This is a genomic window from Acinetobacter amyesii (assembly GCF_023499985.1).
GTDB lineage: Bacteria > Pseudomonadota > Gammaproteobacteria > Pseudomonadales > Moraxellaceae > Acinetobacter > Acinetobacter amyesii.
Genome location: NZ_JAMCOU010000013.1, coordinates 240,324 through 256,875 on the forward strand (window position 1 = coordinate 240,324; position 16,552 = coordinate 256,875).

The window sequence follows — 16,552 nt, forward strand, 5'->3', positions numbered from 1 at the left end:
ATTTAATTTCAATTATTTTTAATGAATCGTTTAAGCAGACTTAACCGAGATCAGTTTTGCAAATAAGTCATATTCATCTGCATCTGTGATTTCTACTTCAAGTAAATCACCTGCTTTAATCACTGACTTATCGATATCTTCAACAAATACATTACCGTCAATTTCAGGTGCATCTGCATAAGAACGCGCAACAGCAACTGGGAACTCTTCTTCAAGATCATCCACCAGTACTGTCATTTTCTGACCGATACGGCTTTGCAATTTCGCAGCAGAGATTTCTTGCTGAACTTGCATGAAACGTTCATAACGCTCTTGTTTGATTTCTTCAGGCACATGATCTGGCAAATCATTTGCAGTCGCACCTTCAACCGGTGAATAGGTAAAACAACCAACACGATCAAGCTGCGCTTCTTTTAACCAATCAAGCAACATTTGGAAGTCTTCTTCAGTTTCACCCGGGAAGCCCACAACAAATGTAGAACGAATCACAAGATCAGGACATTTCTCACGCCAAACTTTTAAACGCTCTAGTGTATTTTCACTGTGCGCAGGACGTTTCATGAGTTTTAAAATCTTAGGACTTGCATGTTGGAATGGAATATCCAAATACGGCAGGATTTTGCCTTGTGCCATTAAGTCAATCACAGCATCCACATGTGGATATGGATATACATAGTGCAGACGCACCCAGATACCCAATTGACCCAATGCTTCACACATGTCATAGAATTTGGTTTTAACGGGCTGACCGTTCCAGAAGTCCAATTTGTATTTGGTGTCTACGCCATAAGCCGATGTATCTTGAGAAATCACAAGGACTTCTTTTACGCCTGCTTTTTTCAGCGCTTGAGCTTCAGTCAATACTGAACCTACTGGACGAGAAACCAAATCACCACGCATGCTCGGAATAATGCAGAATGTGCAACGATGGTTACAACCTTCTGAAATCTTCAAATAAGCATAATGTTTTGGTGTTAATCGAATACCTTGCTCAGGTACTAGATCAATAAACGGATTGTGTTTTGGTGGCTCAGGCACGTATTCGTGCACAGCTTCCATCACTTCTTGATATGCCGCAGCACCTGTCACTTTTAAGACATTTGGGTGCATTTGGCGAATTTTGTCTTCGTCTTTACCTAAACAACCAGTCACAATTACGCGACCGTTTGAACTCATCGCTTCGCCAATGGCATCTAGCGACTCTTGTACTGCAGATTCAATAAAACCACAGGTATTTACAACTACTAAATCGGCACCATCATAATCTGATGCTACATCATAACCTTCAGTCTTTAACTGAGTTAAAATTCGTTCGGAATCTACCAATGCCTTAGGACAACCTAAAGAAACAAAACCGACTTTGGGGGATTTCATGAATCTGCGCTCCACTATAATCCGCGTATTGTATGTCTTTTCAAAACATAAAAACAGGTGAAAAGGCCACTCTTTATATCACGCACCAAAATAATGCTATAAATTCATCCATATAATTTCATTTGCACCATTTTAATGCATTTTAGATTTACAGCCTGTTTTTAATCAGCTATACACTTTATTTAAAGTCTTAAATAAGCGCATTTATTCAAATAAGCATCAAAACTTAGCGTATTTCTCAAATAGTTGGCTTATATCTTGCATAACTTGCATCAATTCGAACCTTATTAGATTGAACGATTTGCTTTATGAAGATGCCATTGCGCCATTTTAAGACAGGAACCTCTCGCTAATGGATCAGATTATGACGATTGATTACCGGCTTTTAGTGGATAATTTAACCACTGCCATTTTATTGGTCGATAGCAACCTGAATATTTTTTATTTAAATTCATCTTGTGAAGCGCTTTTTGACATCAGCTTACTTCGTGCATCAGGTCAGCCTGTATTAAATTTACTCCATATGCCCGATGATGAATTCAATACGCATGATGCATTAATGAATACATTAACTTCTGGCCAGCACTATACGCGCCGAGAAGCAACGATTAATGTCAACTTTAAAGACATTCATGTTGATTACACCGTGTCACAGCTCAACTCTGGCAAACCCTACCACCCGTTGCTATTGATTGAACTCAATCAAATCGACCGGATGTTGAAAATCTCTAAAGAAGAAAACCTAATTCAACAGCATCAAGTCGCACGACAACTGATTCGTGGTGTTGCCCATGAAATTAAAAATCCACTCGGTGGTATCCGTGGGGCGACACAACTTTTAGCGCGTAGCTTAAATGATCCGAAGTACAGTGAATTCACCGACATTATTATTAGTGAAGTGGATCGATTAAGAAATCTTGCTGACACCATGCTGGGTTCAAGACAATTGCCAAGTTACGAGCCAGTCAATGTGCATGAACCACTTGAACGTGTCCGTTCACTGATCGTCAACCAAACCAAGAAGAAAATTAAGATCACCCGTGATTACGACCTTTCTTTACCGGATGTTTTCGCAGATCGTGATCAATTAATTCAGGTCATGCTGAATATCAGTGTTAATGCCGTTCAGGCAATGACGGAAAACAAAGAGTTCTTTGTTGAGCACCAACCAGAACTCACTTTGCGCACACGTATTCAACGTTTAGTCACCATCAACGGTGTATTAAAACGTTCTGCGGTACGCATTGACATCGAGGACAATGGACCGGGTGTACCACAAGAAATATTAGAATCCGTATTTTACCCTTTAGTGACAGGACGAGCGAAAGGCACAGGTCTCGGCCTTAGCATTGCACAAAATATTATGCATCAACATAACGGAATGATTGAATGCCAATCAGTTCCTGGAAAAACAGTATTTAGCCTATATTTACCTTGGGAGTCAGATCATGTCGCGTAATAAGATTTGGGTCATCGATGATGATCGCGCCATGCGTTGGGTGCTGGAAAAAACATTCAAAGAAGAAGGTTTTGATGTTACCAGTTTTGAAGAAGCACAATCCGCTTTAGATCAGTTAAGTGTCGATGCGCCAGATGTTATTTTGACAGACATCCGTATGCCGGGTATTGATGGACTGACCTTTTTAGGTAAAGTCAAAGGCAACTACCCTGACTTACCTGTAATTATCATGACCGCACATTCAGATTTAGAATCTGCTGTGTCGAGCTATCAAACGGGTGCTTTTGAATATCTACCAAAACCTTTTGATATTGATGAAGCTTTAGCACTTGTAAACCGTGCAATTTTGCATATTGCCAAATTACAACAACAAGAATCTGCTAAAACCATTCAACCGATTCAATCTACAGAGATTATTGGTGAATCACCTGCTATGCAGGAAGTCTTCCGTGCCATTGGTCGTCTTTCTCAATCACACATTACTGTATTAATTAATGGTGAATCAGGCACAGGGAAAGAATTGGTTGCACATGCGCTGCATAAGCATTCACCACGTGGCAACAAACCTTTTATTGCCCTCAATATGGCGGCAATTCCAAAAGATTTGATCGAAACTGAATTATTTGGTCATGAAAAAGGCGCGTTCACCGGTGCCAACACACAGCGTCAAGGTCGTTTCGAACAAGCCAATGGCGGGACTCTTTTCCTTGATGAAATTGGCGACATGCCATTTGAAACCCAAACCCGCTTATTGCGTGTTTTAGCGGATGGCGAATTCTACCGCGTTGGTGGTCACATCCCAGTCAAGGTGGATGTCCGTATCGTTGCGGCAACGCACCAAGACTTAGAAAAGTTAGTCCATGAAGGTCGTTTCCGTGAAGACTTGTACCACCGTCTAAACGTCATTCGTATTCATATTCCAAAACTTGCACATCGTAGTGAAGATATTCCGATGCTTGCACAGCACTTCCTTGCAAGTGCAGGTAAAGAACTTGGGGTAAGTCCGAAGATTCTGCGTCCTGAAACGCAAGAATACATGCAAAAACTGCCGTGGCAAGGTAATGTCCGTCAGCTCGAAAATACCTGTCGCTGGCTAACAGTCATGATCACAGGCCGTGAAGTTTATCCAGAAGATTTACCTTCTGAATTAAAACAGATTCCAATTCAAGGCACAGATGGTAACCCTGCTGCTCAAGGGATTGATCGCATCGGTGTGCATCATTGGGATGAGCTACTTGGTCAATGGGCAGTACAAAAACTTAAAAATGGTGAGATGAAAATTCTCGACATTGCCACACCAATGTTTGAACGCACCCTCATCAATGCTGCACTACAGCAAACACGTGGGCGTAAGCGCCATGCTGCAGAACTTTTAGGTTGGGGTCGTAATACCTTAACTCGTAAACTTAAAGAACTCGGTATGGACAGTGCCGAAGATGATGTCGAAGAAGAATTAGAAAGTTAATTTTTTTGATTAACATTAAAAAAGCCAGTCACTTGACTGGCTTTTTTTATTTAGAGATTTTTTAGCAATATTTTATGCCGTAAGGCCGACATAACGTGAATAACCTTCCACCCCTAAATCAGACTTATAAATGAGAAACTCAGGGAAGCTCGAGGCGGTAATTTCAGTAAACATATGATATTGATCATCATTAGCATGCAAGTCATCGACTGTATGCTGCATGGTTTGCTCAAATTCATCGGTAATAAACTCAAAACCAATATCCATTGCAATAAACAGCACATGCTCACATGGCTGCACATACTGCTCTTCTGACCAATCAATCACTTGCTGCTGGCAATGTGGACACTGAATGTTATCTGAAGGAGAAATATCAAGTTCGATCAATTGATAAGACATAGAAGTAAATTTATTCATAAATATTAGATTTATTCTAACAAAACTTAGTTTCAGCTAAAGATATTTATTCAATAAAAAAGGAGCCGTAGCTCCTTTAAATTTGACTGATTTCGATTATTTCTTAAGGGATGACTTATAGGCAGATAATGCAGCCACCGCGATAGCCGACAAAGCAATACCCGGCGCACTTGCAATTAAAATACCTGTCGTTCCTAGACCTAGCGCCAAAATCTTGCCTGTAAGTAATGGACCTGTCATTGCACCCAAACGTCCCCATGAAATTGCACTTCCCACACCTGTCACTTTCCCAGCTGGTGTATAGAAAATTGGAGAGATCCCATACAAAATCGATTGACCACCTGTAGAGAAAATCCCGCCCATGATGCCTGCTGCGATAAGTACAGGAATTGAATTTGTTGTGAACAGTACAAACAATGCTACAAACAAACCTGAATAAATAATCACTGCCATTTGCCATAATTTTAGGCGATCAAGTAAGTAGCCTAAACCCAGCGTACCAATCACTGCGCCCACTTGGAACATCAACATGATCATGAAAGCTTGTTGCTTTTCCAGCCCTTGCCCCATAAGCAAGTTAGGCAACCAACTGATCAGAATATAGTTTACCATTAAGGTAAAGAAGAAACTCAACCAAAGCGGCAATGTATACTTATAACGCTGTTCAGCAAAAAGGATTTGTCCCATCGGTGGAACCGTTTCCTTGGTTTCTGCCTGAACTTTTTCTGTACGCTTATCTTTTAAGATAATCGCCATGAATGGAATCAAGATTAAAGGCGTTAAACCACCAATTAAAAATAGTGTATGCCATGAGATATCTTTAAAGACAATACCCAAGCCAGCAACAAAGATTGCACCTACGGGTAAGCCACAGTACATCAAACTATTTAAGCGCCCACGGTTAGCATCCGTCGCTTCATCACCCACCACCGAGATCATCGTTGGCATCGCAGCACCCAAACCTAAACCTGTAAAGAATCGTGCGATATATAAAATTTCAATACTTGGTGCAACTGCCGTGATAGACATAAATACACCGAAGATAAAAATCGACAGCATCAGGACTTTCTTCTGTCCCAAATAGTCAGCGACACGCCCCCCAAAGAACGCGCCAAATAACATACCAAACACACCTAAGCTAAACACATAGCCCATTTGCACTTGATCTAAGGAAAATGTCGCTGCGATTCCTTTTGCTGCGATACCGGGTGCTTGTAGGTCAAAACCTTCAAAAAATGCCACCCAGAAACACAAAAATACTGTTAGAAATTTTTGCATTTTTCCCGATTGTTGATTTGCCATAATCGAACTCCATTCATGTAGCGTAAACCCACTTGTACGCCATGCCCTGAAGTTTCGGCTTTATTGGGTAGAATAAATACCACTACAAAGGTCGGAATTCACACGACCAAAAGCCCACCATTAAGACTTAAAACTTTGTATATCAATAGTTTTTAGATCTTATTTTTTGTATTTATAATTGATTATCAATCACTTAGGTTTATGAAAGATTTTAATAATCAAACCATAGCTAAAACTAATGATGATCAAAATATTCATTTAATCCGATCAAATACCAACAGCCAATAATTTATTGGCAATAAAAAACCCGCAACTGAGCGGGTTTTTTATTTAACTCAAAACCTTATGCAGATTTTTTCGCTTGGTTATTCTTACGGATGGTAATCATCACCAATTGAACAGCCGCAGGTGTAACACCCGGAATACGACTTGCTTGTGCCAATGTTTCAGGCAATACATTTTTCAGCTTCATGGTGATTTCACGTGAAAGACCAGAAACGACATCATAATCAAAATCAGCTGGAATACGCGTATCTTCCAAACGCTTCATTTGCGCAACGTCTTCTTGCTGACGGTTAATATAACCTGCATATTTCACAGCAATTTCAATTTGCTCACCCACAAATGCTGAAACTTCAGAACCCGTCAATTCAGCAATTTGCGCAAAGTTGATATTTGGACGCTTGAGCAAATCAATTGCATTGGTTTCTTTTGACAGGTCATCGCCAGTCATTTCAACGAATTTTTTGCCTAGTGGATTGTTTGGCGCTGCCCAAAGGTGTTGTAAACGACCTTTTTCAGTTTCAACAGCTTCCATTTTTTGACAGAAAGAATCCCAACGTGCGTCATCCACCAGACCCATTTCACGGCCAATGGCAGTTAAACGCTGATCCGCATTGTCTTCACGAAGCATCAAACGGTATTCCGCACGTGACGTGAACATACGGTACGGTTCTTTAGTACCGAGAGTAATCAAGTCATCAACCAACACGCCCATGTACGCTTCATCACGTTTTGGTGTCCATTGCTCTTGATCCCATGCACGACGTGCTGCGTTTAAGCCTGCAAGCAAACCTTGCGCACCCGCTTCTTCATAACCTGTTGTACCATTAATTTGACCTGCAAAATACAGATTATTAATCGATTTGGTTTCTAAAGAGAATTTCAATGATTGTGGGTTGAAATAGTCGTACTCAATCGCATAACCTGGACGCAAAATGTGCGCATTTTCCATACCACGAATCGAGCGAACCAATTCAAACTGAACATCGAATGGTAAAGAAGTTGAAATACCATTTGGATAAAGCTCATGTGTATCCAAACCTTCAGGTTCCAAGAACACTTGATGCGAATCTTTATCAGCAAATTTATGAATCTTATCTTCAATCGATGGGCAGTAACGTGGACCCACACCTTCAATCACACCGGTATACATTGGTGAACGGTCTAAGCCACCACGAATGATATCGTGAGTTTTCTCATTGGTATGTGTGATATAGCAATTGATTTGCTCAGGATGCATCGACGCATCACCCATGAACGACATAGTCGGAGATGGGAAATCACCCGGCTGTGGCGTCATTACAGAGAAATCAACTGATCGCGCATCGATACGTGGTGGTGTACCAGTTTTTAAACGACCTACAGGTAAGTTCAATTCACGAAGGCGCGCAGCCAATGAAATTGAAGGAGGATCGCCCGCACGACCGCCTGAAGCATTATTTAGACCTACGTGGATCACACCACCTAGGAATGTACCTGTAGTCAATACAACAGTTTTCGCATCAAAGCGAATACCCATTTGGGTGACTACACCTTTAACGGTATCGCCTTCAACAATAAGGTCATCAGCTGCTTGTTGGAAAATATCCAAGTTCGCTTGATTTTCTAAGGTTTCACGAATCGCAGCTTTATAACGAATACGGTCAGCCTGTGCGCGAGTCGCACGAACAGCCGCACCTTTACGTGAGTTTAAAATACGGAATTGAATACCACCTTTGTCAGCAGCCAATGCCATTGCACCGCCAAGCGCATCAATTTCGCGTACTAAATGTGATTTACCAATACCACCGATGGCTGGATTACAGCTCATCTGCCCTAAAGTCTCAATATTATGAGTTAAGAGTAAAGTCTGTCGACCCATACGTGCCGCAGCAAGAGCTGCCTCAGTACCCGCGTGACCGCCGCCGATAACAATGACATCGTAAACTTTAGGATAATGCATAGTGGTAAAGGAGATTAAAAAAGGATGACGGAAGATTATAGCAAAAATTCACCGATAAGTTGACTGATTAACTCGATTTTATTGTTATTGACTACTGTTTTATGCCTATATATTTCTTTATGAACATACATACTTTGCATATTCCATATAAAAATATACATTTCTCAAGCAAATGTTACTCGAACATTGTTGTTTTATTCTGATGATTTTTTATTCTGTTATAGATCCCATGAGAATCATAAGGACTATAAGCATGAATAAGAATATTTTGCTATCCACGGTTTTATGCGGTTTATGTTTATCACCACTTGCTGCCTCAGCCAATGATAAAGTTGAGAAAGTGTATGATGCACAGCGATATCAACAAGTCTGTAAAGGTAAAAGCCAAGGCGCTCAAGTATCATTTGCCTATCGCGGTATTATCTGGAATGGTACCTGCGAACCACAATTTTTTAGCTCTTCCAAAAATGCAAATCTTCATGGTGAAGAAGCCGAATTATTAAGCACATGTAGTGCAGATGCAAAAGCCACTACTGCAACGATTAATGGACAAGAAATAAAAGGAAAATGTGCTTTAGGGTTCACTCCTCCTCGTCCTAAATAAACAGTTGTCGATGAAAATATCGACCAATTAACAGATCAAAAATAAAGCGGGTAAAACATCAGTTTTTACTCGCTTTTATTTATTGCTTATTTATTAAACTGAGATAAACTCAAAAACACTATAAGGATAAAAATATCAGGAAATTCCATGGATTCGGGATTATTTGCATTTTTTCTACCCATTGCTTTAGCCATTATGATGATGGGTTTGGGACTTGAACTTTCAGTCAAAGACTTTTTACGCGTTGGACGCTATCCAAAAGTTATTTTCATCGCTTTATTTACTCAGCTTATTCTACTGACCAGCATTGCGTTTTTCCTGTGTAAGTTGCTTGAGTTACCCCCTTTACTCGCGGTCGGGCTCATGTTGCTTGCGGCTTCACCCGGCGGCCCCACTGCTAACCTTTTTAGCTACCTATATAAAGGTGATGTTGCATTAAATATTAGCTTAACGGCCATTAACTCAGTTGTTTCGTGCTTTACACTGCCTTTTATTGTCAACCTTTCTATTTTGCATTTTGTTGGTGAAAGTACCAGTATTGGCATGCCTATCGATAAGATCACCCATGTATTTTTGATTATTTTGATACCGGTATGTTTCGGTATGTTTATTCGCAACTCCTTTCCGACCATTGCGTATCACATCAACAAACCGATGCGAATGTTGTCTATTTTCTTATTAATTCTTATCTTTACACTCGCAGTTTTGCGTGAACAATCCAACATCATTACGTATTTTGCCAGCGTCGGCATTGCGACCTGTTTACTCTGTTTCAGTGGCTTATTTTTGGGTTACTTAATTCCATTCCTCGCGGGTGTGCCGGAAAAGCAGGCACGTGCGTGTACCTTTGAGATTGGCATTCATAACACCAGTATCGCCCTAACCATCGCACTGAGTGTGCTTGAAAACACCACAGTGGCGATACCTGCCGGTGTTTATTCTATTTTTATGTATTTATTGGCGACCTTATTTGGTTTTATTTTGACGCGCCGTGGCAGTCACTTGATTCAACAAGTGAAAACCTAAACTATTTTTTCTAACGCAATCACCATAAGGACTTTGGTGAAACACCATTAAATATGCTCAAGGAGAATAAGTACGATGGATTCTGGAATTATTACGGTTCTTTTGCCATTAGCACTGGCCTTTATTATGATCGGGCTTGGGCTAGAACTTACCCCCAAAGATTTCGCACGTGTCACCAAACATCCTAAAGCCGTGTTAATCGCTTTATTCTGCCAACTCGTGTTACTTGTCGGTGTTGCCTTTTTATTATGTAAACTGCTGGCCTTGCCACCACTGCTTGCAGTCGGACTGATGCTACTCGCAGCCTCACCTGGTGGTAGTACAGCGAACTTATTTAGCTATCTATTTAAAGGTGACTTGGCTTTAAATATTACCCTGACCGCCATCAACTCTGTCATTGCAGCATTAACCCTTCCATTGATCGTGAATTTTTCGATCATGCACTTCATGCAAGAAGGCCAACAGATTAGCCTGCAATTCGGAAAAATCCTCCAAGTTTTCGGCATTATTATCATCCCCGTCTGTATAGGCATGCTGCTTCGTCACTATGCGCCTAAACTGACTGAGAAACTGCATAAACCACTCCGCATCTTTGCTGTGGTCTTTCTCATCTTAATTATTATCGGTGCTATTTACTCTGAACGACATAATATTGCGGCTTATCTAACCCAAGTTGGCTTAGCAACGGTTCTATTCTGCATCTTCAGCTTATGTATCGGTTATTTTGTTCCGAGACTATTTGGCATCAATAGTGCTCAGGCACGTGCATGTGCATTTGAAATCGGTATTCATAACAGCACGCTAGCCATGACCATCGCCTTAACAGTGATGGCAAGCTCAGCCGTCGCAATGCCTGCGGCGGTTTATTCAATCTTTATGTACATCTTTGCCGCTGTATTTGGCTTTCTGATTACACGTTTTGCACCGCTCTCGACAACTACAACAGAAACAATTAAAAGTTAAGGCGCTAAAAACTTAAAAGGATGCCACTTGCATCCTTTTATTTTTTGTCAATTTTGATAATCGCTAGCTGCAAGTTGCCGAGTTCCGTTACAATAGCTTTTTATAAAACTCATTTAGGTTATGTCCGTGAAGTGGTTACAAATTCATATTACTGTTGAAAAAGCTCAAGTTGATTACACTGAAACGCTGCTCAGTTCTTTAGGTGCAGTCAGTGTCACGCTAGATGATGCAGAAAATCAGGATTTACTTGAACCACTTCCAGGTGAAACACCACTTTGGAATAAAGTGATCGTTACTGGTATCTATGCACAAGAAGATGATGAAGAAATTGATGTTGCTGCATTAGAAACATTTATTAAAGCTCAACTTCCTGAAGCACCAATGCGTAGCGAATTCATTGAAGACCAAGAATGGGAACGCACATGGATGGATGCTTATGAGCCTATTCAAATTGGTGAGAAATATTGGATCGTCCCAGAATGGATGGAAGCGCCAGAAGCAGATGCCGTTAACATCAAACTAGACCCAGGTCTTGCTTTTGGTACTGGTAACCATGCATCTACATTCCTATGCCTACAATGGTTAGGTAAAGTTGATCTTAAGGATAAAATCGTCATCGACTACGGTTGTGGTTCTGGTATTTTAGGTGTTGCCGCTTTACTTTTGGGTGCAAAAAAAGTTTATGCCACTGATATTGACCCACAAGCCGTTTTAGCAACACAACAAAATGCCGAATTAAATGGTGTACTGGAAAATTTGTATGTAGGCCTACCTGAAGAGTTCAACCAAGAACTCGCTGGACAAAAAGCCGATGTGTTTGTTGCTAATATTCTTGCAGGCCCTCTAATGGCCTTGGCTGCAGAATTCTCAACTTTAATTAAATCTGAGGGCGAGTTCGCACTTGCAGGTGTAATTGAAGAGCAAGTTTCTGATGTTTCTAGTGTTTATTCTGAATTTTTTGATATATTAGACGTAGAAAAACGTGACGAAACATGGTGCCGAATTTCGGGTAAACGCCAACAGTATTAAAATTTAAAATGTGTACTTATGAGCGACAAATTAACTAACTGCCCAACTTGTTTTACAACATATAAAGTAACTGTTCCGCAGCTTACTGTCGCTCAGGGCATGGTTTGTTGCCCAAAGTGCTCTACATCTTTTAATGCACTGTCTCATTTGGTGGTAGATAAAGCGTTGTCTTTTTCTACCCCTGAGCAAGAAAATGCATCGCAAAAAAACTCCAATACTATTATTAATGTCAGCGAATTTAATAATACGCTTACACCAGTGACTGTTGAAGAAACACCAACCCACCATTTATTAAAACTATTTGATCAAAAAGTCGAAAACTCTAATATCGATCTAAAAACTTATTTAAATAACTTAAATTATTTCAGCACCGAACCGATCGGCAACCTGCCTGCTGTAAATTGGGCAGAACAGGCTGAAAAAGATAAAAAACGTACACCACTGAATTATTTTATGTGGTTCTGTATTAATGCTTTCTTATTTGGTGCACTTATATTCCAGTTTTTCTGGTTCAATCCTCAATATTTAAAAAATAGTCCAGTGATGGGTGCTGCATTTACTGCGGTCTGTGATGTATTCAATTGTTCACGTCTAGAGGAACATTACAGTTTAATTAGTACCAAAAAAGTCAAAATTCGTAGCATTGGAAATAATGAAACACGTTTTACAGGTGAAATGATCAATTTTCATGACCGTAGCCTTGCCTTACCCAATATGAAAATTTCACTAAAAGAAAATGGTACTGAAATAGCAAACTATACGCTTTTACCTGAAGAGTATTTGGACAAAAGTCTGCATGGCATCCAACGGATCCCAAAAAGTAGTCCTTTTAAATTCCAATTTAGTCTACCAATTGCACGCAAAAGCTTCGATAATTATTCAATTGAGTTGATTCGCCCCTAATATTGGAAAAAACTATTAAAAAATTTAAAAAAACATAAAAAAAATGCAGTTTTCTTGCTCACTTTTTCCTAGACAATGGTATGATACGCGCCACGAAAGCTTTGTGCTGCAAACTCCTCGCTAATTTTTCACAACAAATACAATCCCAACCGTGCGCTTTAATATTTATTGCGTATTGAGTAGATTTTTTGTTTGTTTTTTAGGCTGTAACAATTATTAATCTATTGTTACGCTTATTTTTCGAACAATTTTGCGAGTTGTGTCAAGCTACAAGTAATGTACAAGTTTTAGAACTCCGCATTAGGAACTAAAACGGAGTTCATTCAAGTTTATAGACCACTTTTAACAAATCACTTTACCCAAGTGATATTTGATTTTTCGGATTAATTCGCATGAATAGCAAATCTCCTATTTTTACTGCACAATCTGATGTCGCTCTTCGTATTCACGTAGATCGCGCAGTTCGCCATTACTTTGCACAATTGCAAGGCGAGCAACCATCTCAGGTATACGATATGGTGCTGGCGGAAATGGAGAAGCCTCTTCTATCTGTAGTTCTTGAATATACACGTGGTAATCAAACCCGCGCTGCTGAGATTCTCGGCTTAAACCGTGGTACTTTACGTAAAAAGTTGAAAGCTCACGGTTTAATGAGTGAATAAATGATAAAATGCTTGCGGCTTCCGCAGGCATTTTTTTTAACCTGCATTTTGCTAATTTTGTTTTAATCTGTTCCTTGAAAACTGTGACGAAGATCATGACTATTAAACGCGCTTTAATCTCTGTGTCTGACAAGACTGGAATTGTTGAATTTGCACAAGAACTTGCTGCTCTAGGGGTAGAAATTTTATCTACTGGCGGAACATACAAATTGTTGAAAGACAATAATGTTGCCGTAGTTGAAGTTTCAGAGCACACAGGTTTCCCAGAGATGATGGACGGCCGTGTAAAAACGCTACATCCGAAAATTCATGGTGGTATCTTAGCTCGTCGCGGTCTAGACGAAGCTGTGATGGCTGAACACAACATCGATGCAATCGATCTTGTAGTTGTTAACCTTTATCCGTTTGCTGCAACTGTGGCTAAACCGAACTGCTCACTTGCTGATGCGATTGAAAATATCGACATCGGTGGTCCGACTATGGTTCGTGCTGCTGCGAAAAACCATGCATCTGTAGGTATCGTAGTAAATGCATCTGACTATGGAACTGTTGTTGAAGAGTTAAAAGCTGAAGGCGCATTATCACATGCAACTCGTTTTGACCTTGCGGTTAAAGCATTTGAACATACTGCACAGTATGACGGCATGATTGCATCTTACTTAGGCGCTCGCGTAGGTAAGGAAGAAGGTCAAGCAGATAAATTTGCGCGTACTTTCAATACACAATTAAATAAAGTTCAAGACTTACGTTACGGTGAAAACCCGCATCAATCTGCTGCTTTCTATGTAGAAGACACAGCAACTGAAGCATCTGTTTCTACTGCGAAACAACTTCAAGGTAAAGAATTATCTTATAACAATATCGCAGACACTGACGCTGCACTTGAATGTGTGAAATCATTCGCTAAACCTGCTTGTGTAATCGTTAAGCACGCAAACCCATGTGGCGTTGCAGTTTCACTTGACGGCATTCAAGCTGCTTATGACCTTGCATACGCAACTGACCCTGAATCTGCATTCGGTGGCATCATTGCATTCAACCGTGAATTAGACGTTGCAACTGCTCAAGCCATTGTTGACCGTCAATTCGTTGAAGTGATCATTGCTCCTAGCGTTGCTGAAGGCGTGCTTGAAGTGACTGGCGCGAAGAAAAACGTACGTGTACTTGTATGCGGCGAGCTTCCTGCGATCACTGAACGGAAAGCACAGCTTGACTACAAACGTGTAAATGGCGGTCTATTGGTTCAAGACCAAGACTTAGGCATGATCACTAAAGATGACCTTAAAGTTGTGACTAAACGTGCACCAACTGAACAAGAAATCGATGACATGATCTTTGCTTGGAAAGTTGCGAAATACGTTAAATCAAACGCAATTGTTTATGCTAAAAACCGTCAAACGATTGGTGTGGGCGCAGGTCAAATGAGCCGTGTGAACTCTGCTCGTATTGCTGCAATCAAAGCTGAACATGCTGGTTTAGTTGTTGAAGGTGCTGTAATGGCATCTGATGCATTCTTCCCATTCCGTGATGGTATTGATAACGCTGCGAAAGCAGGTATCAAATGCATTATCCAACCGGGTGGTTCTATGCGTGATGAAGAAACAATTGCTGCTGCTGATGAAGCTGGTATTGCAATGGTCTTCACTGGCATGCGTCACTTCCGTCACTAAGCACAGCGCTTAGAATGTAATGACAAAGTCATACATGTGGTTTAAAACAGATTTCTAATCTTGCATAAAGTCCTCTCCTATTTTTAGGCTGAGGACTTTATGTCATTTTCGATTCATGGAGTATGAACCGATGAATATTTTAGTTTTGGGTAATGGCGGTCGTGAACATGCATTAGCATGGAAAATCGCACAAGATGACAAAGTCGCAAAAGTATTTGTAGCACCGGGTAATGCGGGTTCTGCAACTGAAAATAAATGCGAAAATGTTGCACTAAATATTTTAGACAATGCTGCGATTATCGACTTTGCAAAAAATAATGCAGTTGATTTGATCGTGGTTGGCCCTGAAGCACCACTAGTAAATGGTGTGGTGGATGCTTGCCGTGAAGCGGGTGTAAAAATTTGGGGCCCAACTCAATTTGCTGCACAGCTTGAAGGCTCTAAAGCATTTGCGAAGCACTTCTTAAAACGCCACAACATTCCAACTGCTTTCTATGATGTATTTACAGAAGTAGATGCAGCAAAAGCATTTGTTGAAAAAAATGGCGCGCCGATTGTAATCAAGGCTGACGGCCTTGCTGCGGGTAAAGGCGTGATCGTTGCCATGACCAATCAAGAAGCATTTGATGCGATTGATGACATGCTTGCAGGCAACAAATTTGGTGATGCTGGCTCACGTGTAGTGATCGAAGAATTCCTTGCGGGTGAAGAAGCGTCTTTCATTTGTATGATTGATGGCGACAACATCTTGCCGATGGCGACTTCTCAAGATCACAAACGTATCTTTGAAGGCGACCAAGGTCCAAATACGGGCGGTATGGGTGCTTACTCTCCTGCTCCTGTGGTGACGGCTGACGTATTTGAAAAAACCATGAATGAAGTGATGCGTCCTACCGTTGAAGGTATGAAAAAAGACGGTCATGTTTATACAGGTTTCTTATACGCAGGTTTGATGATTGATGAACAAGGTCAGCCTAAAGTGATCGAGTTCAACTGTCGTTTTGGCGACCCTGAAACTCAACCAATCATGATGCGTTTAAAATCATCTTTAGTTGATTTGGTTGAAGCGGGTATTACAGGTAACTTACCTGCGGAAGCTGAATGGGATGAGCGCAAGACTGTAGGTATCGTACTTGCGTCTAAGGGCTACCCTGAAACTTCTAGCAATGGTGACGTGATTTCTGGCTTAGACACAGAAATGGCTGATGCTAAAGTTTTCCATGCAGGCACTAAAGCACTTGAAAATGGTGATATTGTGACTGCAGGCGGTCGTGTTCTTTGCGTTACTGCTCTAGGCAATACCATTGGCGAAGCGCAAGCGAAAGCTTTAGAGCTTTGCCAAAAAGTAACGTTTGACGGCGTTCAATACCGTAAAGATATTGGTTACCGTGCAATTGCTCGTGAAAATGCTTAATTTAAATTAAGTTCCAAAAACCCACTTAGGTGGGTTTTTT

At 40.7% G+C, this 16,552-nt stretch carries 14 protein-coding genes; 10 read left to right on the forward strand and 4 right to left on the reverse strand.

The window, feature by feature from the left end:
• Positions 1-30 precede the first annotated feature (30 nt).
• On the reverse strand, positions 31-1,374 hold the full coding sequence (gene rimO, locus M5F03_RS02675; protein ID WP_111883759.1) for a 30S ribosomal protein S12 methylthiotransferase RimO: 1,344 nt from the start codon (positions 1,372-1,374) through the stop codon (positions 31-33).
• A gap of 352 nt (positions 1,375-1,726) precedes the next feature.
• Between rimO and glnL the strand changes: the two genes are divergently transcribed.
• A complete protein-coding gene (gene glnL / locus M5F03_RS02680) occupies positions 1,727-2,833 on the forward strand; it encodes a nitrogen regulation protein NR(II) (RefSeq protein ID WP_249706404.1) in 1,107 nt (368 codons plus the stop codon).
• The gene (gene glnG / locus M5F03_RS02685) at positions 2,823-4,298 is read left to right on the forward strand and encodes a nitrogen regulation protein NR(I) (protein ID WP_180023811.1); all 1,476 of its coding nucleotides are present in this window, start codon (positions 2,823-2,825) and stop codon (positions 4,296-4,298) included. Before glnL ends, glnG begins: the two co-directional genes overlap by 11 nt.
• Positions 4,299-4,370: 72 nt before the next feature.
• On the opposite strand, the gene M5F03_RS02690 is transcribed toward glnG, so the two are convergent.
• From M5F03_RS02690 to mnmG, 3 genes are all read right to left on the reverse strand, one after another.
• Positions 4,371-4,697, reverse strand: a complete 327-nt coding sequence (locus tag M5F03_RS02690; protein ID WP_249706804.1) for a hypothetical protein — start codon at positions 4,695-4,697, stop codon at positions 4,371-4,373.
• A gap of 114 nt (positions 4,698-4,811) precedes the next feature.
• The gene (gene mhpT, locus M5F03_RS02695; RefSeq protein WP_249706406.1) at positions 4,812-6,017 is read right to left on the reverse strand and encodes a 3-(3-hydroxy-phenyl)propionate transporter MhpT; all 1,206 of its coding nucleotides are present in this window, start codon (positions 6,015-6,017) and stop codon (positions 4,812-4,814) included.
• 343 nt (positions 6,018-6,360) lie between these two features.
• Complete coding sequence (mnmG, locus tag M5F03_RS02700; RefSeq protein WP_180003879.1) at positions 6,361-8,241, reverse strand: tRNA uridine-5-carboxymethylaminomethyl(34) synthesis enzyme MnmG; 1,881 nt, start codon at positions 8,239-8,241, stop codon at positions 6,361-6,363.
• 253 nt (positions 8,242-8,494) lie between these two features.
• On the opposite strand from mnmG, the gene M5F03_RS02705 reads away from it, so the two are divergent.
• The 8 genes from M5F03_RS02705 (at position 8,495) to purD (ending at position 16,512) form a co-directional block, all read left to right on the forward strand.
• Complete coding sequence (locus M5F03_RS02705; RefSeq protein ID WP_078188731.1) at positions 8,495-8,845, forward strand: hypothetical protein; 351 nt, start codon at positions 8,495-8,497, stop codon at positions 8,843-8,845.
• Positions 8,846-8,992: 147 nt separating this feature from the next.
• Positions 8,993-9,871 (forward strand): bile acid:sodium symporter family protein, encoded by an 879-nt coding sequence (locus tag M5F03_RS02710; protein ID WP_078188732.1) that lies wholly within the window; start codon positions 8,993-8,995, stop codon positions 9,869-9,871.
• A gap of 75 nt (positions 9,872-9,946) precedes the next feature.
• The gene (locus tag M5F03_RS02715; RefSeq protein ID WP_111883764.1) at positions 9,947-10,834 is read left to right on the forward strand and encodes a bile acid:sodium symporter family protein; all 888 of its coding nucleotides are present in this window, start codon (positions 9,947-9,949) and stop codon (positions 10,832-10,834) included.
• Positions 10,835-10,960: 126 nt separating this feature from the next.
• A complete protein-coding gene (gene prmA, locus M5F03_RS02720) occupies positions 10,961-11,863 on the forward strand; it encodes a 50S ribosomal protein L11 methyltransferase (protein WP_078188734.1) in 903 nt (300 codons plus the stop codon).
• A gap of 18 nt (positions 11,864-11,881) precedes the next feature.
• Positions 11,882-12,766: an MJ0042-type zinc finger domain-containing protein gene (locus M5F03_RS02725; protein ID WP_249706408.1), complete on the forward strand. Its 885-nt coding sequence runs from the start codon at positions 11,882-11,884 to the stop codon at positions 12,764-12,766.
• A gap of 392 nt (positions 12,767-13,158) precedes the next feature.
• Positions 13,159-13,428 carry a DNA-binding transcriptional regulator Fis gene (gene fis, locus M5F03_RS02730; protein WP_001086304.1) on the forward strand — a complete coding sequence of 90 codons (270 nt, stop codon included), beginning with the start codon at positions 13,159-13,161 and terminating at the stop codon, positions 13,426-13,428.
• 95 nt (positions 13,429-13,523) lie between these two features.
• Positions 13,524-15,098 (forward strand): bifunctional phosphoribosylaminoimidazolecarboxamide formyltransferase/IMP cyclohydrolase, encoded by a 1,575-nt coding sequence (gene purH, locus M5F03_RS02735; protein ID WP_168377619.1) that lies wholly within the window; start codon positions 13,524-13,526, stop codon positions 15,096-15,098.
• Positions 15,099-15,228: 130 nt separating this feature from the next.
• Positions 15,229-16,512 (forward strand): phosphoribosylamine--glycine ligase, encoded by a 1,284-nt coding sequence (gene purD / locus M5F03_RS02740; protein ID WP_249706410.1) that lies wholly within the window; start codon positions 15,229-15,231, stop codon positions 16,510-16,512.
• Positions 16,513-16,552: the final 40 nt, after the last annotated feature.